Here is a 17804-nt window from a genome sequence, read left to right as displayed (position 1 = left end):
CGCAACTATACACACGATGTATATAGCCGGTGAGCACTTCTCCGGGCCTGTCACCCGATGCCTGGCCGGAGAGCCTCGCCGCTGTGACGCAGACCGCTGGGTCGGGACGGACCGCCCGGGCCGCTCGCCGGGACGGGGGTGGCTGCGGGAAGGTGTCCCCATGACAGCAGCAGACGGTGCGCCGGCCGACCCGTCGAAGGCCGAGCTCGGCGAGCGCCTGGCGACGTGGCTGGAAGGGCTCGGACTGGAGTCGCACCTGGCCACCGCCGGACTGCCCACCTACGTCCGTGACGAGCAGGGCCGAGCCCGATGGACCGACCCGGGGACCGGTGAGCCGCTGACCAGGGCCCAGCTCGGGCAGCTCGACCAGCTGCTGCACGGGGAGGGCTCGGAGCCGGAGCACGCCGTACCGGTGTCGCTGGTGCTGATCGCCCGGCACGCGCGGCTGCGCACGGAGCTGCTGGCCGGCCCCTGGTTCAGCTACGAGACGCTGGCCGAGCTCCGGGGGGCCTCGGTCGAGGCGACCCGCTTCTCGGTGCACAAGGCCGGCAACGAGCGCCGGCTGCTGGTCGTGCCGTCGGGCGACCGGAGCATCGTGCCGGCGTTCCAGATCGACGCCGACGGCGAGCCGAGGGCGGACCTGGCCGCCGTCCTCGAACCGCTGCTGGCCGCCGGCATGGACCCCTGGCGGGCCTGGGCCTGGCTGACCCAGCCGGCGGCGCTGCTCGGCGGCGAGGTGCCCGAGCGGGCCGCTGCGGACCCCGCGAGCGCCGGCCTCGTGGCCCTCGCCGCGGCCCGGCTGGCGGAGCGGGTCGCCGACCGCGGCTGAGCCACCGCCCGCCCGGCCCCCTGTCTCAGCGCACCGGGTGGCCGGCCGCGGCGAGGGACGCCTTGACGTCGGCGATCCGCAGCGTGCCGAAGTGGAAGACCGTGGCGGCGAGCACCGCATCGGCCCCGGCGTCGACCGCGGGCGGGAAGTGCTCGACCCTCCCCGCGCCACCGGAGGCGATGACGGGGATCGTGACCTCGCGGCGCACGGCGCGGATCAGCTCGAGGTCGAAGCCGTCCTGGGTGCCGTCGGCGTCCATGGCGTTGAGCAGGATCTCCCCCGCCCCGAGCTCGGCGGCCCGCGCGGCCCACTCGACCGCGTCCAGCCCGGCCGACTTCCGGCCGCCGTGCGTGGTGACCTCGAACCCGGAGGGACACTCGCCGGTCGAGCCCGGCGGGACCCGCCGGGCGTCGACCGACAGCACGAGCACCTGGTTGCCGAACCGGTCGGCGATCTCGGCGACCAGCTCGGGCCGGTTGATCGCCGCCGTGTTCACCGCGACCTTGTCGGCGCCGGCGCGCAGCAGCCGGTCGACGTCGGCGACGCTGGAGACGCCCCCGCCGACGGTCAGCGGGATGAAGACCTCCTCGGCGGTGCGCGAGACGATCTCCATCGTCGTCGCCCGGCCCTCGTGGGAGGCGGAGATGTCGAGGAAGGTCAGCTCATCGGCGCCCTCGGCGTCGTAGGTGCGGGCCAGCTCGACCGGGTCACCGGCGTCGCGGAGCTCCTTGAAGTTGATCCCCTTGACCACCCGGCCGCCGTCGACGTCCAGGCACGGGATCACGCGGACGGCGAGGCTCACGCCCCACCGCCGCGGGTGAGCGCCAGCGCGTCCTCCAGGGTGAACCGGCCCTCGTAGAGCGCCGTGCCGGCGATCGCCCCCTCGACGCCGCCCGGCGACCCGGCGGGACGCACCAGCGTCATCAGCGCCTCGATGTCGGCCAGCGTGGTCACGCCCCCGGACGCCACCACGGGTCGGTCGGTGGCCGCGCAGACGTCGCGGAGCAGCTCCAGGTTCGGGCCCTGCAGCATGCCGTCCTTGTTGACGTCGGTGACCACGTAGCGCGTGCACCCCTCGGCGTCGAGCCGGGCCAGCACCTCGTAGAGGTCCCCGCCGTCGCGGGTCCAGCCGCGGGCGGCCAGGGTGCGGCCGCGGACGTCGAGACCGATCGCGATCCGGTCGCCGTGCTCGGCGATCACCTTCGCGCACCACTCCGGCTGCTCGAGCGCGGCGGTGCCGATGTTGACGCGGGTGCAGCCGGTGGCCAGCGCCGCCGCGAGCGACTCGTCGTCGCGGATGCCGCCGCTCATCTCGACCTTGATGTCGAGGGCGCCGACGATCTCGGCCTGCAGCTCGCGGTTGGTGCCGCGGCCGAACGCCGCGTCGAGGTCGACGAGGTGCAGCCACTCCGCGCCGGCGTCCTGCCAGCGGCGCGCGGCGGCCACCGGGTCGCCGTACACCCGCTCGGAGCCCGCGACGCCCTGCGCGAGCTGGACGGCGCGGCCCTCGGTGATGTCGACGGCGGGCAGCAGCTCGAGGTACTCAGGCATGGGGACGATCCTAGGTTCGCAGAACGGGTACGACGGACCGGGTCTCAGCGGCGGCGGAACAGCAGCGTGTGCACCACCGGGGCCACCAGCAGGGTGACCAGCAGCGCCAGGATCCGCAGCCCCCACTCCGGCCGGGTGACCCAGACCAGCAGGTTGACGGCCAGCAGCAGGCAGACGGTCACGGTGGTCTCGCGGCGGCGCCGCTGCGCCAGCAGCCCGGGAGCGCGCCGCGGGGCCGGCAGCCAGCGGGTCACCGCCTGCCGGCGCGCGGCCGACCGGCGGCGGCGCTCCGCCGCGCGGGCGCGGGCCGCGGCCCGGACCGCCGCCTCGCGCTCACGCTCGGCGCGGCGGACCTGCCGCTGCTTGCTCACAGCCCGGTGACCCAGTTGCGCAGCAGCGCGGCACCGGCGTCGCCGGACTTCTCGGGGTGGAACTGGGTGGCGCTCAGCGGGCCGTTCTCCACCGCCGCCACGAACCGGTCCCCGCCGCGGTCGGCGTCGCCGGTCTCGGCCCAGGTGACCAGCGGCGCCCGGGTGCGGTTGTTGGTGCGCAGCGTCCAGTCGCGCACGCCGTAGGAGTGCACGAAGTAGAACCGCTCGTCCTCGACGCCGGCGAACAGCCGCGACCCCTCGGGCACCTCCACGGTGTTCCAGCCCATGTGCGGGACCACCGGCGCCTGCAGCCGCTCCACGACCCCCGGCCACTCGTCGCAGCCCTCGGTCTCCACGCCGTGCTCGACGCCGCGGGCGAAGAGCACCTGCATGCCCACGCAGATCCCGAGGACCGGACGCCCACCGGCGAGCCGGCGGCCGATGATCCGGTCGCCCTTGATCGCGCGCAGCCCGGCCATGCAGGCGGCGTAGGCGCCCACCCCGGGCACGACCAGGCCGTCGGCCGCGAGCGCGGTGTCGAAGTCGCCGGTGAGGGTGACCTCGGCGCCGGCGCGCTCCACGGCGCGCACGGCCGAGCGGAGGTTGCCCGAGCCGTAGTCGAGGACGACGACGCGCGGACTCCCCCCGGCGGTCAGAGGGTCCCCTTGGTGGACGGGACCCCGGTCTCCCGCGGGTCCAGGGCCACCGCGTCGCGGAAGGCCCGGGCGAACGCCTTGAACTGGGTCTCCACCAGGTGGTGCGGGTCGCGTCCCGCCAGCACCCGCACGTGCAGCGCGAGGTGGGCGTGGAACGCGATGGTCTCGAAGACGTGGCGGGTCAGCGAGCCCTGGTACGCCGGCCCGTGGTCGCCGCCGATGGCGACGTAGGCCTGGGCGTCCGGCTCGCCTGTGTGCACGCAGTAGGGCCGGCCGGAGACGTCGACGACCGCCTGCACCAGCGCCTCGTCCAGCGGCACCGTGGCGTCGCCGAAGCGACGGATCCCCGCCTTGTCGCCGAGCGCCTCGCGCAGCGCCTGGCCGAGCACGATCGCGGTGTCCTCGACGGTGTGGTGGGCGTCGATGTGGGTGTCGCCCTCGGTCTGGACGGTCAGGTCCACCAGGGAGTGCCTCGCGAACGCGGTGAGCATGTGGTCGTAGAAGCCGACCCCGGTGGAGATGTCGTGGCGGCCGGAGCCGTCGAGGTCGACCTCGACGAGCACCTTCGACTCGCTGGTCTGCCGCTTGATGCAGGCTGTCCTGCTCATGACTGACTCGCTTCCTGTGCCAGCACCGCGGTGAGTGCCTGCCTGAATGCTGCCATCTCGCCGGCGGTGCCGATGGAGACGCGCAGCCAGCCGTCGGGACCGACCTCGCGGATCAGCACGCCCTGGTCCAGCAGCCCCTGCCAGACGGCGTGCCGGTCGGGGAAGGTGCCGAACAGCACGAAGTTCGCGTCGCTGTCGGCCACCTGGTGGCCCCGCTCACGCAGCCAGGCCACCGTGGCGTCCCGCTCGACGCGCAGCTCGTCGACCCGGCCGAGCAGCTCGGGGGCGTGCCGCAGCGCGGCGAGCGCGACCGCCTGGGTCACCGCCGAGAGGTGGTAGGGCAGCCGCACGACCCGGATCGCGTCGCAGATCTCCGGCGCCGCGGCCAGGTAGCCCAGCCGGGCCCCGGCCAGCGCGAAGGCCTTGCTCATGGTCCGGGAGACCACCAGGTTGCGGTGCCGCGGCAGCAGCTCCAGCGCGCTGGGCGTCCCCGCGCGCCGGAACTCGCCGTACGCCTCGTCGACGACCACCACGCCGTCGTCGCCGACCGCCTCGCACAGCGCGGTGACGGCCTCGGGGGGCAGGGCGGTGCCGGTGGGGTTGTTCGGCGAGGGCAGCAGCACCACGCTCGGCCGCTCCTTCTCGACCAGCTCGCGCGCGTGGTCGAGGTCGAGGCCGAAGTCGGTCTCCCGGCGCCCGGCGACCCAGGCGGTCATCGAGTCGCGGGCGTACTCGGGATACATCGAGTACGTCGGGGCGAAGCTGACCGCGGTGCGCCCGGGACCGCCGAAGGCCTGGAGCAGCTGCAGCATCACCTCGTTGGAGCCGTTGGCCGCCCAGACCTGGTCCGGCGTGATCGCGAAGCCGCGCGTCGGCTCGGTGTCCCGGGAGAGGTAGGCCGCCAGGGCCGTGCGCAGCTCGGTGAACTCGCGGTCGGGGTAGCGGTTCAGCGAGCCGGCGGCCGAGGCGACCGCCTCGGCGATGTCGGCGACGCAGGCGGGAGAGGGTCCGTAGGGGTTCTCGTTGACGTTGAGCTGGACGGGCACGTCGAGCTGCGGCGCGCCGTAGGGCTCGAGGCCGCGGAGCTCCTCGCGGAGCGGCGGGGTGTAGGTCATCGGCTCAGGCCTCGCCGTCGGCGAAGCGCACGCGCACCGAGTCGCCGTGGCCGGGCAGGTCCTCGGCCTCGGCGAGGGTCACGACGTGGCCGGCGACCGCCGCCAGGCCCTCGCGGGAGTAGTCCACGACGTGCACCGACTTGGTGAACGACCGCACCGAGAGGCCGCTGCTGTGGCAGGCGCAGCCGCCCGTCGGCAGCACGTGGTTGGACCCCGCGCAGTAGTCGCCCAGCGCCGTGGGCGCGTAGGGCCCGACGAAGATCGCGCCGGCGTTGCGGATCCGGGCGGCGACGGCGGCCGCCTCCCGCGTGTGCACCTCGAGGTGCTCGGCGGCGTAGGCGTCGGCGACCTCGACGCCCTGGTCGAGGTCGTCGACCAGGACGATCCCGGACTGCGCCCCGCCCAGCGCGACCCGCACCCGCTCGGCGTGGCCGGTCGCCGCGACCTGCTTGTCCAGCTGGGCCTCCACCTCGGCGGCCAGCGCCTCGGAGTCGGTGATCAGCACCGCCGCGGCGAGCGGATCGTGCTCGGCCTCGGCGATGAGGTCGGCGGCGACGAAGCCGGCGTCGGCGGAGTCGTCGGCCAGGACCGCGACCTCGGTCGGACCGGCCTCGGAGTCGATGCCGACCTCCCCCTTGACCAGCCGCTTGGCGGTGGCGACGTAGATGTTGCCGGGGCCGGTGACCATGTCGACGCGGCGGCACGGGCCGGTGCCGTAGGCGAACATCGCGATCGCCTGCGCACCGCCGACGGCGTACACCTCCTCGACACCGAGCAGCGCGCACGCCGCCAGGATGGACGGGTGCGGCAGCCCGTCGAACTCCGCCTGCGGCGGGCTCGCCAGCGCCAGCGAGCGGACCCCGGCCACCTGGGCGGGGACGACGTTCATCAGCACCGTGGAGACCAGCGGGGCCAGGCCACCGGGCACGTAGAGGCCCACGCGGTCCACCGGCACCTTGCGCTGGACCACCCGGGCGCCCGGGCCGAGCTGGGTGACCACGTCGGCCTCGAGCTCCTGCTCGCTGGCCGCGCGCAGCCGCGCGATCGACTCCTCGAGGCCGGCCCGGATCGCCGGGTCGAGCTCCTCCAGCGCCTGCCGGCACGCCGCGGGCGGCACGACGACGTCGGTCTGCGTGACGCCGTCGAACCGGGCGGAGAGCTCCAGGATCGCCTCGAGGCCCCGCTCGCGCACGGCGTCGAGGATGGGGCGGACGGCATGCGTCGCGGCCTCGACGTCGAACTCGGCGCGCGGCACCACCGCGCGGTAGTCGAGCGGCGTCGCGCTCTGCGCTGCGACGCCTCTCAGGTCGATCCGGCGAATCATGGGCCGATTCTACGAGTGATGGACCGGCCGGCCCGAACCCGCGACGCCGGCCGGACGGCTGGCCCGGCGCGGGACCCCGGCCGCGTCCACCTAGCCACTAGGGTCGAGCCGTGACGTCCACGCTGCCGATGTTCCCGCTCAACGCGGTGCTGTTCCCCGGCGTGAGCGTCCCCCTGACGATCTTCGAGGACCGCTACCGCGCGCTGGTCCACCACCTGCTGCGGGTCGAGGACCCCGCCGAGCGGGTCTTCGGCTCGGTGGGGATCCGCGAGGGCTACGAGATCGGCGACCACGGGGCGCAGTCGCTCTACCGCGTGGGGTGCAAGGTGCAGCTGACCGAGGTCGACGCGCACGCCGACGGCACCTTCGACGTCGTGGCGGTCGGCCTGGACCGCATCGAGCTCGAGCGGCTGGACGCCAGCGGCCCGTTCCCCGTCGGCCACGTCCACGACCGCCCCGAGCCCGACCTGCCGGTCCCCGAGCAGGTCCTCGAGACCGCCCGGGCGACGTTCACGGCCTACCGGATGGCGCTGGCCGGCATCCGCAGCGACCCCTACGAGGGCGCGCTCCCCCGCGACCCGTCGTACCTCTCCTGGACGCTGGCCGCGGTGGCGCCGCTGCCGATGCCCGACCGGCAGGCGCTGCTCGAGGCCGCCGACGCCGCCGAGCGGCTGATCATGGTCACCGACCTGCTGCGCACCGAGCTGCGGGCGATGAACGTGATCCCGTCCCTGCCCGCCACCGAGGTGGCGCGCACCCGCTGGTCGCCGAACTGAGGAGAAGTCATTGGCCAGGAAGAGTGCCGGCGGCACGCCGGCGACCGCGACCCTGACCGGGGCGGGGGTGCCGTTCTCCCTGCACGAGTACGAGCACGACCCGCGCGCCGAGAGCTTCGGGCTCGAGGCGGCCGACGCCCTGGGAGTCGACCCGGACCGGGTCTTCAAGACCCTGCTCGCGTCGGTGGACGGCCGGCTCGCGGTCGCCGTCGTGCCGGTGTCGGGCCAGCTCGACCTGAAGGCGCTGGCCCGCGCCCTGGGCGGGAGCAGGGCGGTGATGGCCGACCCGGCGGACGCGGAGCGCGCGACCGGCTACGTCGTCGGCGGCATCTCGCCGATCGGCCAGAAGCGGCTGCACCCCACGGTCGTCGACGACACCGCGCTCGGCCACGAGACGGTGTTCGTCTCCGGGGGCCGCCGCGGCCTCGACCTCGAGCTCACGCCCGACGACCTGGTCCGCGTCACCGAGGCGGTCGTCGCCCCCGTGGGCCGGGCCGCGGCGGACCGCCGCGCCACCTGACGACCGGCTCCCTTTCAGTCGGTCGTCAGCTTCACCAGCAGGCGGGAGACCCCGCCGTCCACCCAGGCGCTGACGCCGAGGGACCGGAGGGGCTTGACGTTGGCGACGAGCTCCGGGCTGTCCGCCCCGAGCTTGGAGACCAGGCCGTCGAAGGCGTCGAAGCTGACGTAGTAGACGACGCTGGCCTTGGCGGCCTCGGGGACCACGTCCTTGAAGGCCGCGGTGTCGCCGAGGCCCCCGTGCTCCAGCACCTGGGACCGGTAGTCGGCGTCGGGTCCGATCGCGATCATGTCGCCGGACCGGTCGGACTCCAGCGCGCTCGCCGCGCTCCCCATCCTGGGTGCGAGCTTCCCGAGGACGCCGTCGATCGCGTCGGGGTCGCCCTTGATCTTCACCGCCACCGGGAGGTTGCTGCCGTCGGAGGAGTTCATGATGGTCTCCGGGTCGATGTTGCCGCCCACCGCCAGCGCCATCGAGTCGCCGGCGAGCGTCTCGGCGTCCGCGGGCAGGTCGAGGCCGCTGCTCTGCGACATCTGGTCCATCAGGTCCGAGCCGGTCATCCCGGAGTACGACGCGAACCGGTCGACCAGCTTGGCGAACCATCCGTCCTCGAAGCCGAACCCCATCGCGGCTGCCGTGTCCGACGGCAGCGTGGCCAGCACGTCGTCCCCGCCCTCGCCGGTGCCGAGCTGGCCGGAGGTCGCGGTCTCGCCCGGGTCGGCGGCACCTTCGAGCTCGAGGGCACCGTCGTTGAAGCGGACCGTGGCGGCCATGCCCTTGAACTGCTTCAGGGCGTCGGCGACGTCGCTGGGGACGCTGCCGTTGCTGCTCATGCCGGTGTCGCCGCAGAACGAGCCGCCGGAGGAGTCCGAGAACGGGTCGGCGGAGGCGACGCACGAGCCCGACGACCCGCCGAACATGTTCTCCATCTGCGAGAGGTTGTCGGCCATCCAGCCGCCGGCCGCCGGGGCGGCGTACATGCTGAGCACGCCCGGGTCGCCGAGCTCGCCGGTCCACCTCTGGTAGGACTCGTCGTCGGCGAGCGAGTCGGCGGCCGCCGCGTCGGCGACCTTCTTCGCGGTGGCGTCGGACTCGGCGACGACGGCCCAGTCGCCGTCGATCGACCAGCCGCCGGTGCCCGTGTCACTGCCCGGGTCGCTACCCGTGTCACTGCCGGAGCTGGTGTCGGCCCCGGAGTCGCAGGCCTGCAGCTTCGCGAGCCCGGCGTCGGCCGCGGCCTCGTCCGTGACCTGGAGCACGACGACGGGCTGCGGCTGCTTCTCGCCGGTGTCGACGGCTGCGACCGCCATCCGGTCGCCGAGCCACGGCGCGATGTCCTTGTCGTAGTCGAGGCTCTTGCAGTCCCCGCTCTTCTGGATCTCCTCGAAGATCCGCCGGCGGATGTCGTCGTCGGCGTTGAGGTGGAGCTGGTCCTTGATCGCCGGGAACTTGTTGAGCGTCTTCAGTGCCTCGATCTTCTGCTGGCCGCTGGGATCGAGGTCGATCGAGACGTAGCCGAGGGTCGAGGCGGGGAGCGCCTCGGCAGGCTGCGGCCCGCTGCCGAGGTACCAGGTGGCGGCCCAGACACCACCACCCACCACCAGCAGCGCCGCGATGGCGCCACCGGCGACCAGCGTGGGCCGGCGGCTACGGGAGCGGCGCCGTGGCGGCCGGGGCGGGAGCGGGGCGCCGCCGCCCTGCTCGAGGTACTCGGGGCCCTGCGGCCCACCGGGCGGGAAGGAGCTGGACACGGGGTACCCCCAGACGGTGCCGCCGGACGACCGCCGCCCGATCCTGCGCGGCGAGATCCTAGCTGCTCGGGCGGGGGTTTCGGGCGCGCTTCGACGCAAGTCCGAGCCAGACCACCACGAGGCCCGCCAGCGCGCCCCCCGGGAACACCCGCCAGACGCTCGCGCCGGAGACCACCAGCCGGCCGGGCAGCTCGGTGCCGTCGGTCGTCGTGGCGGCGAGCTTGTGGGGATCGGCCGGCCCGAGGGCCACGCCGACCCGGTGCATCAGCCAGCCGGCCAGCACCGACCCGACGAGCACGGCGACGAGCGTGACCAGCTCCGCCCCGTCGAGGACGGCCGCGAGGACGGCGGCGACCACGGCCCCGGCGATCAGCGCGACCACGACGTAGGTCCCGGTCCCGGAGAAGTCCCCCCGCAGGCCCGTCTCGTCCTGCAGCCACTGGTGGTGGGCCACGATGCCCGGCGGCGGCGTCCACCACCACTCCCACACCACGCCCGCCAGGGCGCCCGCGGCGGCGAACACGGCGATCACCAGGAGCGCGCGGACCAGGAGGCGCACGGGGGTGCGCCGGTCTGCGGCGGCGCCCTCGGGGCCGCTCGTGGTGGGCTCGGTCAGTTGTTGCTCAGACATCCAGGTCCCAGGAGGTGCTTGAGGTCGGCGAACAGGGCGGAGCTCGGCGTGACCCGCAGGCGGTCGTCGAGCTTCATCAGCGTGGTCGACCCGCGGGTGAGCAGGCGCAGCCGCACCTCGGTGAGGCCCGGGTGGGCGCCCAGCACGTCGCGCAGCTGCTCCACGACCGGGGCGGTGCACCGGGTGGACGGCATGCTGATCACCACCGGCCCGGACGGGCCGTCGGAGAGGTCGGGCAGCGTCACCTCCTGGCCCATGATCTCGGGCTGGTCCTTGCTGCGCGAGAGCCGGCCCTTGACCATGACGATCGCGTCCTCGGAGATCAGGTGCCCGCACAGCTGCCAGGAGCTCGGGAACAGCAGCACGTCGATGGCGCCGTCGAGGTCCTCCACGGTGACCAGCGCCCACGCGTCGCCGCGCTTGGTGATCTTGCGCTGCACCGAGGTGACCAGGCCGCTGATCGTGATCGGGGTCCCGTCGGGCCGGTCCTCGTCGAGCATGAGCTGGCCGATGGTGCAGTCGGTGCCGTTGGAGAGCACGTGCTCGAGGCCGAGCAGCGGGTGGTCGGAGACGTAGAGCCCGAGCATCTCCCGCTCGTGGCCCAGCAGGGTGGTCTTGTCCCACTCCTCGATGTCGGGGATCGTCACCGAGATCCCGAACCCGCCGCCGGCCTCCTCGTCGAGGCCGCCGAACAGGGAGTCCTGGCCGATCGCCTCGTTCCGCTTGATGTCGACGTACTGGTCGACCGCGGTCTCGTGGATGGCCACCAGCGCCCGCCGCCGGTGCTTCATGTCGTCGAAGGCGCCGGCCTTGACCAGCGACTCGATCACCCGCTTGTTGCACACGTGGGCGGGGACCTTCTCCATGAAGTCGTTGAAGTCGGCGTACCGGCCCTTCTCCTCGCGGCCGGCGACGATGCCGTCCACGACGTTGCCGCCGACGTTGCGCACGGCGGTGAGGCCGAACCGGATGTCGCGGCCCACCGGGGTGAAGTTCGACGCGGACTCGTTGACGTCGGGGGGCAGCACCTGGATCTTCATGCGGCGACACTCGTTGAGGTAGATCGCCATCTTGTCCTTGTCGTCCTTGACCGAGGTCAGGAGCGCCGCCATGTACTCGGCCGGGTAGTTGGCCTTGAGGTAGGCCGTCCAGTAGGAGACCAGGCCGTACGCCGCGGAGTGGGCCTTGTTGAAGGCGTAGTCGGAGAAGGGCAGCAGGATGTCCCAGAGCGTCTTGACCGCGGCGTCGGAGTAGCCGCGCTCCTTCATGCCGCCCGAGAAGCCGGCGAACTGCTTGTCCAGCTCCTCCTTCTTCTTCTTGCCCATCGCCCGGCGCAGGATGTCGGCCTGGCCCAGCGTGTAGCCCGCGAGCTTCTGGGCGATCGCCATGACCTGTTCCTGGTAGACGATCAGGCCGTAGGTCTCGCCGAGCACGTCCTCGAGGGCCTCGGCGAGCTCGGGGTGGATGGGCTCCACGGGCTCGCGGCCGGTCTTGCGGCGGGCGTACTTGTTGTGGGAGTCCGCACCCATCGGCCCGGGCCGGTAGAGCGCACCGACCGCGGAGATGTCGGCGAAGGTGTCGGGGCGCATGCTGCGCAGCAGCGCGCGCATCGGCCCGCCGTCGAGCTGGAAGACGCCGAGAGTGTCGCCGCGCTGCAGGAGGCCGTAGGTCGTCTCGTCGGTGAGCGGCAGCTCCTCGAGGACGATCTCCTCGTCGCGGTTGGCCTTGATGTTCTTGACCGCGTCGTCGAGGACCGTGAGGTTGCGAAGCCCCAGGAAGTCCATCTTGATCAGGCCGAGGGTCTCGCAGGTGGGGTAGTCGAACTGCGTGATCATCGCGCCGTCGGCGGGCCGCTTGAGCATCGGGATGATGTCGAGCAGCGGCTCGCTCGACATGATGACGCCGGCCGCGTGCACGCCCCACTGGCGCTTGAGGCCCTCGATGCCGATCGCGGTGTCCACCACGCGCTTGACGTCGTTGTCGCCGTCGTAGAGCGCCCGGAACTCGCCGCCCTCGCCGTACCGCTTGTGGTCGGCGTCGAAGATGTCCTGCAGCGGGACGTCCTTGCCCATCACCGCCGCCGGCATCGCCTTGGTGATCCGGTCGCCCATCGCGAAGGGGTAGCCGAGGATCCGAGAGGAGTCCTTGACCGCCTGCTTGGCCTTGATGGTGCCGTAGGTGACGATGTAGGAGACCCGGTCGTCGCCGTACTTCTCGGTGACGTACCTGATCACCTCGCTGCGCCGGCGCTCGTCGAAGTCGATGTCGAAGTCGGGCATCGACACGCGGTCGGGGTTGAGGAACCGCTCGAAGATCAGGCCGTGCTCGAGCGGGTCGAGGTCGGTGATCCGCATCGCGTAGGCCACCATCGAGCCGGCGCCGGACCCGCGCCCGGGGCCGACGCGGATGCCGTTGTCCTTGGCCCAGTTGATGAAGTCGGCGACCACGAGGAAGTAGCCGGAGAAGCCCATCTGGGTGATCACGCCGAGCTCGTACTCGGCCTGCTTGCGCACGTGGTCGGGCACGCTGCCCCGATAGCGGAAGTCGAGGCCCTGCTCGACCTCCTTGACCAGCCAGGAGTCCTCGTTCTCGCCCTCGGGGCAGGGGTACTTCGGCATGTACTTGCCGACGCCCTCGGAGAACTGCACGTCGCAGCGCTCGGCGATCAGCAGCGTGTTGTCGCAGGCCTCGCGCAGGGAGTACTTGTCGGCCCACAGGGCCCGCATCTCCTCGGCGGACTTCAGGTAGTAGCCGTCACCGCTGAACGCGAAGCGCTGGCCCGGCCCGTCGCCGGCGGGGATGTCCATCGTCGAGCCGGAGTTGATGCACAGCAGGTGCTCCTGGGAGGGGGCGTCCTCGCGCATGACGTAGTGGGAGTCGTTGGTGGCCAGCAGCGGGATCTGCAGGTCCTTGCCGAGGCGGAGCAGCCCGTCACGCACCCGGCTCTCGATCGACAGGCCGTGGTCCATGAGCTCGAGGAAGTAGTTCTCCCGGCCCAGGATGTCCTGGAACTCCCCCGCGACCTGCCGGGCCGCGTCGTAGTTGCCGTAGCGCAGGTGGACCTGCACCTCACCGGACGGGCAGCCGGTGGTGCCGATGATGCCCTTGCCGTGCTGGGCCAGCAGCTCGCGGTCCATGCGGGGCTGCTTGAAGAACCCGTCGCGCCAGGCGCCGGTGGAGAGCCGGAACAGGTTGTGCATGCCCTCGGTGGACTCCGAGAGCAGGGTCATGTGCGTGTAGGCGCCGCGGGCGGAGACGTCGTCGGAGCCGCCGTCGTAGAAGTTGACGCCCTTGCGCTCGAACCGGGAGATGTTCGGGGTGAAGTAGGCCTCGATGCCGATGATCGGCTTGACCCCGGCGGCCCTCGCCTTCTTGTAGAACTCATAGGCCCCGAACACGTTGCCGTGGTCGGTCATCGCGACCGCCGGCATGCCCAGCTCCGCCGCCCGCTCGGTCAGCGCTCCCAGCCGAGCCGCACCGTCGAGCATGGAGTACTCGGTGTGGACGTGCAGGTGGACGAAGGAGTCGGAGGTCGGCATGGTCTCGGGGGTGCTCCTCGCCGGTTGTTCGGACATGCGCCACCCGGCCTCGGCGGGTCGCCGGGCAGCAGGTGGGGGAAGGACGCCAGACTACGCGACCCGCCGAGCTCAGCGTGGCAGCACGCACCGACAGCCCGTACCGACGGCCCGCACCGAGAGCCCGCTCAGCCGGTCGCGCCGGGCCAGGCCATGTGGATGTCCGGCTCGCGCTCCTCGTTGCCCGCGCCGTCGGTGCGGGTGACCTCGACCAGTCCGTGGTGCCGGTAGAAGCCGATGGCGCGGGTGTTGCTGACGAAGACCCACAGCCCGAACCCACCGGGACGACGCGCCCTGACCAGGTCCAGCAGCGCGCTGCCGACGCCCTGGCCGGCCGCGTCGGGGTCGACGTAGAGGTCCTCGAGCCAGTCCTCGTGGATCCGGGCGTACCCGACCGGCGCCCGGGCCGCCTCGGCGACCCACACCTCACTGTGGAGGAGGTCCCAGCCGGCCACCCACGCGGTCACGTCGGCGTCGTCGTGCACCCGGCGGGGCATGAGCGGGTACGCCGCGTCGCGGACCCGCAGGTGCAGGGCGGCGAGCGCGGGCAGGTCCTCGGCCGTGCCCGGCCTCAGCAGCAGGTCCTGCGGCATCAGTGTGCGCCGCGGACGACCTCGAGGGCGTGCGCGAGGTCGTCGGGGTAGCTCGAGTCGTACTGGACCTGCTCCCCGGTGCCGGGGTGCTCGAAGCCGAGGCGGACGGCGTGCAGCCACTGCCGCTCGAGCCCGACCCGCCGGGCCAGCGCCGGGTCGGCGCCGTAGGTGAGGTCCCCGACGCACGGGTGCTTCAGCGCCGCCATGTGCACCCGGATCTGGTGGGTCCGCCCGGTCTCGAGATGGATCTCGAGCAGGCTCGCGAACCGGTGCGCCTCGAGGGTCTCGTAGTGGGTGATGCTGTGCCGACCGTCGGCCATCACCGCGAACTTGTAGTCGGCCTTCGGGTGCCGTCCGATCGGCGCGTCCACGGTGCCCTCGAGCGGGTCGGGATGGCCCTGCACGAGCGCGTGGTAGGTCTTGTCGACCGTGCGCTGCCGGAAGGCGTCCTTGAGCACCGAGTAGGCCCGCTCGGACTTGGCGATGACCATCACCCCCGAGGTGCCGACGTCGAGCCGCTGGACGATCCCCTGTCGCTCGGACGCACCGCTGGTGGCGATCCGGAACCCGGCGCCGACGAGGTGGCCCACGACCGTCGGCCCGGACCATCCCGGGGAGGGGTGGACGGCCACACCGACGGGCTTGTCGATCACCACGATCTCGTCGTCGTCGTGGATGATCTTGATGCCCTCGACGACCTCCGGCACGACGGTCAGCGGGTTGACGACGGGGGGAAGGCTCACCTCGAGCAGCGACCCGGGCAGCACCCGGTGGCTCTTGCCGACCCCGGCGCCGTCCACGAGGACGTGGCCCTCGGCGATCAGCTCGGCGGACCGGGTCCGGGACAGGCCGAACATCCGGGCCAGCGCCGCGTCCACCCGCTCCCCCGCCAGCCCCTCGGGGACCGGGAGCGTGCGGTGCTCGGCCGCCGCCATCAGGCGGTCTTCCGGCGGTCGTCGGTCGGAGCGCCGGAGATCCGAACCCCCCGGAAGGCCTGCACCAGGATCAGCGCGGCGGCGACGTTGATGCACATGTCGGCGACGTTGAAGACCGGCCAGTGCGGGAGCATCAAGAAGTCGATGACGTGGCCGTGCAGCGGGCCCGGCTCGCGGAAGAGCCGGTCGGTGAGGTTGCCGCAGATCCCCGCCAGCAGCAGGCCGAGGGCGAGCGCCCACAACAGGCTGCCCACGCGCCGGCTGAGGTAGACCACGACCAGGGCCGCCGCCACGGCCAGGCACGAGAGCAGCACGGTGTACTCGGTGCCGGTGCTGAACGCCGCGCCGGGGTTGCGCGTGAGGTGGAGGACCAGCAGGTCTCCGACCACGCGGACGTCGTGTCCGTCGCTGAGGTGGGAGACCGCCCAGAGCTTGCTCAGCAGGTCGACGGCGTAGGCCGCCACTGCGACACCTGCGAAGAGCAGGAGGCACCGGCCTCGTCGGCGGCCGGTGGGACGGGTCGGTCCGGGGGCTTCGGCGTCGCTCAGCGACGTTCCTCGCGCTGCTTGCATGTCAGGCACAGTGTGGCACGCGGGAAAGCCATCAACCGCATCTTGCCGATGGGGTTGCCGCAGGACTCGCACTGTCCGTAGCTGCCGTCGTCGATGCGCAGCAGCGCGCGCTCGATCTGGGCGAGCTTGTCGCGCTCGATGTTGAGCACGGTGAGCTCGTGGTCGCGCTCGAAGCTGGTGGCCCCGAGGTCCGCCTGGTCGTGGCCGGCGCCGTCGCCGGCGTCGCGCATCAGCCCGGAGAGCTCGGCCTCCTGGGCGGCGACGATCCCGGCGCTGTGCGCCTGCTGCTCATGCAGCTCGGTCAGCACCTCGGCGAGCTCGGCCTTGGTCCACGCCTCCTCGTCGGCCTTGACGACCAGGGAGCTCACGGGCGCCTTCTTGGTCGGAGCCGCCTTCTTGGCCGGAGCCGCCTTCTTCGCGGCCGCGGTGGCCTTCTTGGCCGGAGCCGCCTTCTTCGCGGCGGGGGCGGCCTTCTTGGCCGGAGCCGCCTTCTTCGCGGCGGGGGCGGCCTTCTTGGCCGGAGCCGCCTTCTTCGCGGCGGGGGCGGCCTTCTTGGCGGGAGCCTTCTTCACGGGAGCCTTCTTCGCGGTGGTCCGGCGGGCCGGAGGCGTGGTCTCCTCGGGGTCGTCGGCGGCCGGCCGGCGCCCGACGATCTTGCGGGCCGCGGACGCAGCCTGCCCGGCGAGCGACGTGCGAGTGCTGCGTGCCATGTCGGGCCTCCCTCGGGCCAAGGAACCTGTGGTGAGAGCCACAGTGTGGACGGAGGGTAGCCGGTGGGTCGGTCGGTCTCAAACCGCCACACCGGGGAGAAGCGGCACGGCCGGCCCCCGTGGCGGGGGCCGGCCGTGACGATTCGGTCAGGATGCCGGGTGGCGGCGGAGGGTCAGCCCTCGTCCTCGCCCAGGATCGAGCGCAGCCGCTTGGGCGCGGGGTGCGACTCGGTGGGCGCGGCGGTCTCGGCGGAGCCGTTGAGCGCCTCGAGCTGCTGGGTGAAGTAGCTCTTCAGGCGAGAGCGGTACTCCCGCTCGAAGGACCGGAGGTTCTCCACCTCGGAGTTGAGCTTGTCGCGCTCCTTCTCCAGGTCGCCGAACATCTGCTGGCGGCGCTCGGCGGTCTCCGAGTCCAGCATCTGGGCGCGGGTGCGGGCGTCGGCCTCCATCCGGTCGGCCTTGCCCTTCGACTCCGACTCGAGCCGCTCGGCCTTGGTGCGGGCCTCGCCGACGATCTTGTCGGCCTCGTTCTTGGCCTCGTCGACCAGCTCGTCGGCGTTGCGGGTCGCGATCTCCAGGAGGCGCGCGGCCGCGTTCGACGCCTGCGGCACCGTCTCGACCCGGATCGTCTCCAGCGGACCGGTGGTCGCGGCGGCGGCCGGGGCGGGCGCGGGTGCCGGCGCCGGGGCGGGGGTCGGCTCGGGGGCCTTCTCCACCTTCGCCGGCTCGGGCGCACGCTCGACGGGAGCGGGGCCACCCTGCTGGGCCGCGGAGAGCTTGGACCGGAGGTCCTCGTTCTCCTTCGTGAGCCGCGCGAGCTCGGCCTCCACCTCGTCGAGGAACTGGTCGACCTCCCCCATGTCGTAGCCCTCACGGAGCCGGACGGGAGTAAAGCGCTTGTTGCTCACGTCCTCAGGCGTCAGCGGCATGACCTCACCCATTCTTGTCGCAGTAGAAGAAAACTCATCGGTCGAACAATAGCGCCCTGCAGGATCACAGAAGGATCCTGTCATTGATGGTCAGCAGCACGTAGGCAGCGATCATCACGATCAGGAAGCTCAGATCCAGGGCGACGCTACCGAGTCGCAGCGGCGGGATCACCCGCCGCAACGCCCGGATCGGCGGATCGGTGACGGAATAGACCGCTTCGAGCAGCACGAGCAGCGGTCCGCGCGGCGTCCAGGAGCGCGCGAAGACCTGCACCCAGTCCACAACGAACCGGATCCACAGCAGCGCGAGGAACAGCCACAGCAGGACATGGATGACCAGGCCGACGACATGCACGTA

19 protein-coding genes are annotated in these 17804 nt (G+C 72.6%); 3 read left to right on the top strand and 16 right to left on the bottom strand.

What is annotated here, in order from left to right:
- Positions 1–160: 160 nt before the first annotated feature.
- Positions 161–829: a hypothetical protein gene (locus BJZ21_RS07940; protein WP_179663243.1), complete on the top strand. Its 669-nt coding sequence runs from the start codon at positions 161–163 to the stop codon at positions 827–829.
- Between the two features lie 25 nt (positions 830–854).
- Here the strand turns inward: BJZ21_RS07940 and hisF are convergent, their stop codons facing one another.
- From hisF to hisD, 7 genes are read right to left on the bottom strand one after another with little or no spacing between them, the layout of a single operon-like run.
- The gene (gene hisF / locus BJZ21_RS07935; RefSeq protein WP_179663242.1) at positions 855–1631 is read right to left on the bottom strand and encodes an imidazole glycerol phosphate synthase subunit HisF; all 777 of its coding nucleotides are present in this window, start codon (positions 1629–1631) and stop codon (positions 855–857) included.
- Positions 1628–2380, bottom strand: coding sequence for a bifunctional 1-(5-phosphoribosyl)-5-((5-phosphoribosylamino)methylideneamino)imidazole-4-carboxamide isomerase/phosphoribosylanthranilate isomerase PriA (gene priA, locus BJZ21_RS07930; protein ID WP_179663241.1), 753 nt, complete (start codon positions 2378–2380; stop codon positions 1628–1630). The genes hisF and priA overlap by 4 nt, the downstream gene beginning before the upstream one ends.
- A gap of 44 nt (positions 2381–2424) precedes the next feature.
- A complete protein-coding gene (locus BJZ21_RS07925; RefSeq protein ID WP_179663240.1) occupies positions 2425–2751 on the bottom strand; it encodes a hypothetical protein in 327 nt (108 codons plus the stop codon).
- Positions 2748–3407 carry an imidazole glycerol phosphate synthase subunit HisH gene (hisH, locus tag BJZ21_RS07920; RefSeq protein ID WP_179665579.1) on the bottom strand — a complete coding sequence of 220 codons (660 nt, stop codon included), beginning with the start codon at positions 3405–3407 and terminating at the stop codon, positions 2748–2750. Before hisH ends, BJZ21_RS07925 begins: the two co-directional genes overlap by 4 nt.
- A complete protein-coding gene (gene hisB / locus BJZ21_RS07915; protein ID WP_179663239.1) occupies positions 3404–4015 on the bottom strand; it encodes an imidazoleglycerol-phosphate dehydratase HisB in 612 nt (203 codons plus the stop codon). Before hisB ends, hisH begins: the two co-directional genes overlap by 4 nt.
- Entirely contained in the window at positions 4012–5130 is a 1119-nt protein-coding gene (locus BJZ21_RS07910; RefSeq protein WP_179663238.1) for a histidinol-phosphate transaminase, read from the bottom strand. The genes hisB and BJZ21_RS07910 overlap by 4 nt, the downstream gene beginning before the upstream one ends.
- A gap of 4 nt (positions 5131–5134) precedes the next feature.
- Entirely contained in the window at positions 5135–6454 is a 1320-nt protein-coding gene (gene hisD / locus BJZ21_RS07905; RefSeq protein WP_179663237.1) for a histidinol dehydrogenase, read from the bottom strand.
- A gap of 110 nt (positions 6455–6564) precedes the next feature.
- Here hisD and BJZ21_RS07900 point away from each other — a divergent pair, with 110 nt between their 5' ends.
- Together BJZ21_RS07900 and ybaK are read left to right on the top strand one after the other, a co-directional pair.
- A complete protein-coding gene (locus BJZ21_RS07900) occupies positions 6565–7230 on the top strand; it encodes an LON peptidase substrate-binding domain-containing protein (protein WP_179663236.1) in 666 nt (221 codons plus the stop codon).
- A gap of 10 nt (positions 7231–7240) precedes the next feature.
- Positions 7241–7750 carry a Cys-tRNA(Pro) deacylase gene (ybaK, locus tag BJZ21_RS07895; RefSeq protein WP_179663235.1) on the top strand — a complete coding sequence of 170 codons (510 nt, stop codon included), beginning with the start codon at positions 7241–7243 and terminating at the stop codon, positions 7748–7750.
- A gap of 14 nt (positions 7751–7764) precedes the next feature.
- Here ybaK and BJZ21_RS07890 read toward each other — a convergent pair whose 3' ends face one another.
- From BJZ21_RS07890 to BJZ21_RS07850, 9 genes are all read right to left on the bottom strand, one after another.
- Positions 7765–9501, bottom strand: a complete 1737-nt coding sequence (locus BJZ21_RS07890; RefSeq protein WP_179663234.1) for a DUF3352 domain-containing protein — start codon at positions 9499–9501, stop codon at positions 7765–7767.
- Positions 9502–9559: 58 nt separating this feature from the next.
- Positions 9560–10132, bottom strand: coding sequence for a hypothetical protein (locus tag BJZ21_RS07885; protein ID WP_179663233.1), 573 nt, complete (start codon positions 10130–10132; stop codon positions 9560–9562).
- On the bottom strand, positions 10114–13707 hold the full coding sequence (dnaE, locus tag BJZ21_RS07880) for a DNA polymerase III subunit alpha (protein WP_246298470.1): 3594 nt from the start codon (positions 13705–13707) through the stop codon (positions 10114–10116). Before dnaE ends, BJZ21_RS07885 begins: the two co-directional genes overlap by 19 nt.
- Before the next feature lie 128 nt (positions 13708–13835).
- On the bottom strand, positions 13836–14300 hold the full coding sequence (locus BJZ21_RS07875; protein WP_246298469.1) for a GNAT family N-acetyltransferase: 465 nt from the start codon (positions 14298–14300) through the stop codon (positions 13836–13838).
- Positions 14300–15235 (bottom strand): RluA family pseudouridine synthase, encoded by a 936-nt coding sequence (locus tag BJZ21_RS07870; protein WP_179663232.1) that lies wholly within the window; start codon positions 15233–15235, stop codon positions 14300–14302. The genes BJZ21_RS07875 and BJZ21_RS07870 overlap by 1 nt, the downstream gene beginning before the upstream one ends.
- Entirely contained in the window at positions 15235–15807 is a 573-nt protein-coding gene (gene lspA, locus BJZ21_RS07865; protein ID WP_179663231.1) for a signal peptidase II, read from the bottom strand. The genes BJZ21_RS07870 and lspA overlap by 1 nt, the downstream gene beginning before the upstream one ends.
- A complete protein-coding gene (locus tag BJZ21_RS07860) occupies positions 15780–16517 on the bottom strand; it encodes a TraR/DksA family transcriptional regulator (RefSeq protein WP_179663230.1) in 738 nt (245 codons plus the stop codon). Before BJZ21_RS07860 ends, lspA begins: the two co-directional genes overlap by 28 nt.
- 173 nt (positions 16518–16690) lie before the next feature.
- Entirely contained in the window at positions 16691–17446 is a 756-nt protein-coding gene (locus BJZ21_RS07855; protein ID WP_179663229.1) for a DivIVA domain-containing protein, read from the bottom strand.
- 64 nt (positions 17447–17510) lie between these two features.
- A complete protein-coding gene (locus BJZ21_RS07850; RefSeq protein WP_179663228.1) occupies positions 17511–17801 on the bottom strand; it encodes a YggT family protein in 291 nt (96 codons plus the stop codon).
- Positions 17802–17804: the final 3 nt, after the last annotated feature.

It is taken from the genome of Nocardioides panaciterrulae, from assembly GCF_013409645.1.
Taxonomy (GTDB): Bacteria; Actinomycetota; Actinomycetes; order Propionibacteriales; family Nocardioidaceae; genus Nocardioides; species Nocardioides panaciterrulae.
The sequence above is the reverse complement of the archived record's forward strand: the minus strand, read 5'-3'. Positions and strand labels throughout refer to the sequence as shown.

What these genes read in the sequence shown, in the direction of transcription:
- dnaE (WP_246298470.1), bottom strand. Translation starts at nt 13,707, where the DNA reads ATGTCCGAACAACCGGCGAGGAGCACCCCCGAGACCATGCCGACCTCC.
- BJZ21_RS07860 (WP_179663230.1), bottom strand. Translation starts at nt 16,517, where the DNA reads ATGGCACGCAGCACTCGCACGTCGCTCGCCGGGCAGGCTGCGTCCGCG.
- BJZ21_RS07885 (WP_179663233.1), bottom strand. Translation starts at nt 10,132, where the DNA reads ATGTCTGAGCAACAACTGACCGAGCCCACCACGAGCGGCCCCGAGGGC.
- lspA (WP_179663231.1), bottom strand. Translation starts at nt 15,807, where the DNA reads ATGCAAGCAGCGCGAGGAACGTCGCTGAGCGACGCCGAAGCCCCCGGA.
- BJZ21_RS07855 (WP_179663229.1), bottom strand. Translation starts at nt 17,446, where the DNA reads ATGCCGCTGACGCCTGAGGACGTGAGCAACAAGCGCTTTACTCCCGTC.
- hisB (WP_179663239.1), bottom strand. Translation starts at nt 4,015, where the DNA reads ATGAGCAGGACAGCCTGCATCAAGCGGCAGACCAGCGAGTCGAAGGTG.
- priA (WP_179663241.1), bottom strand. Translation starts at nt 2,380, where the DNA reads ATGCCTGAGTACCTCGAGCTGCTGCCCGCCGTCGACATCACCGAGGGC.
- BJZ21_RS07870 (WP_179663232.1), bottom strand. Translation starts at nt 15,235, where the DNA reads ATGGCGGCGGCCGAGCACCGCACGCTCCCGGTCCCCGAGGGGCTGGCG.
- BJZ21_RS07910 (WP_179663238.1), bottom strand. Translation starts at nt 5,130, where the DNA reads ATGACCTACACCCCGCCGCTCCGCGAGGAGCTCCGCGGCCTCGAGCCC.
- BJZ21_RS07940 (WP_179663243.1), top strand. Translation starts at nt 161, where the DNA reads ATGACAGCAGCAGACGGTGCGCCGGCCGACCCGTCGAAGGCCGAGCTC.
- BJZ21_RS07875 (WP_246298469.1), bottom strand. Translation starts at nt 14,300, where the DNA reads ATGCCGCAGGACCTGCTGCTGAGGCCGGGCACGGCCGAGGACCTGCCC.
- hisD (WP_179663237.1), bottom strand. Translation starts at nt 6,454, where the DNA reads ATGATTCGCCGGATCGACCTGAGAGGCGTCGCAGCGCAGAGCGCGACG.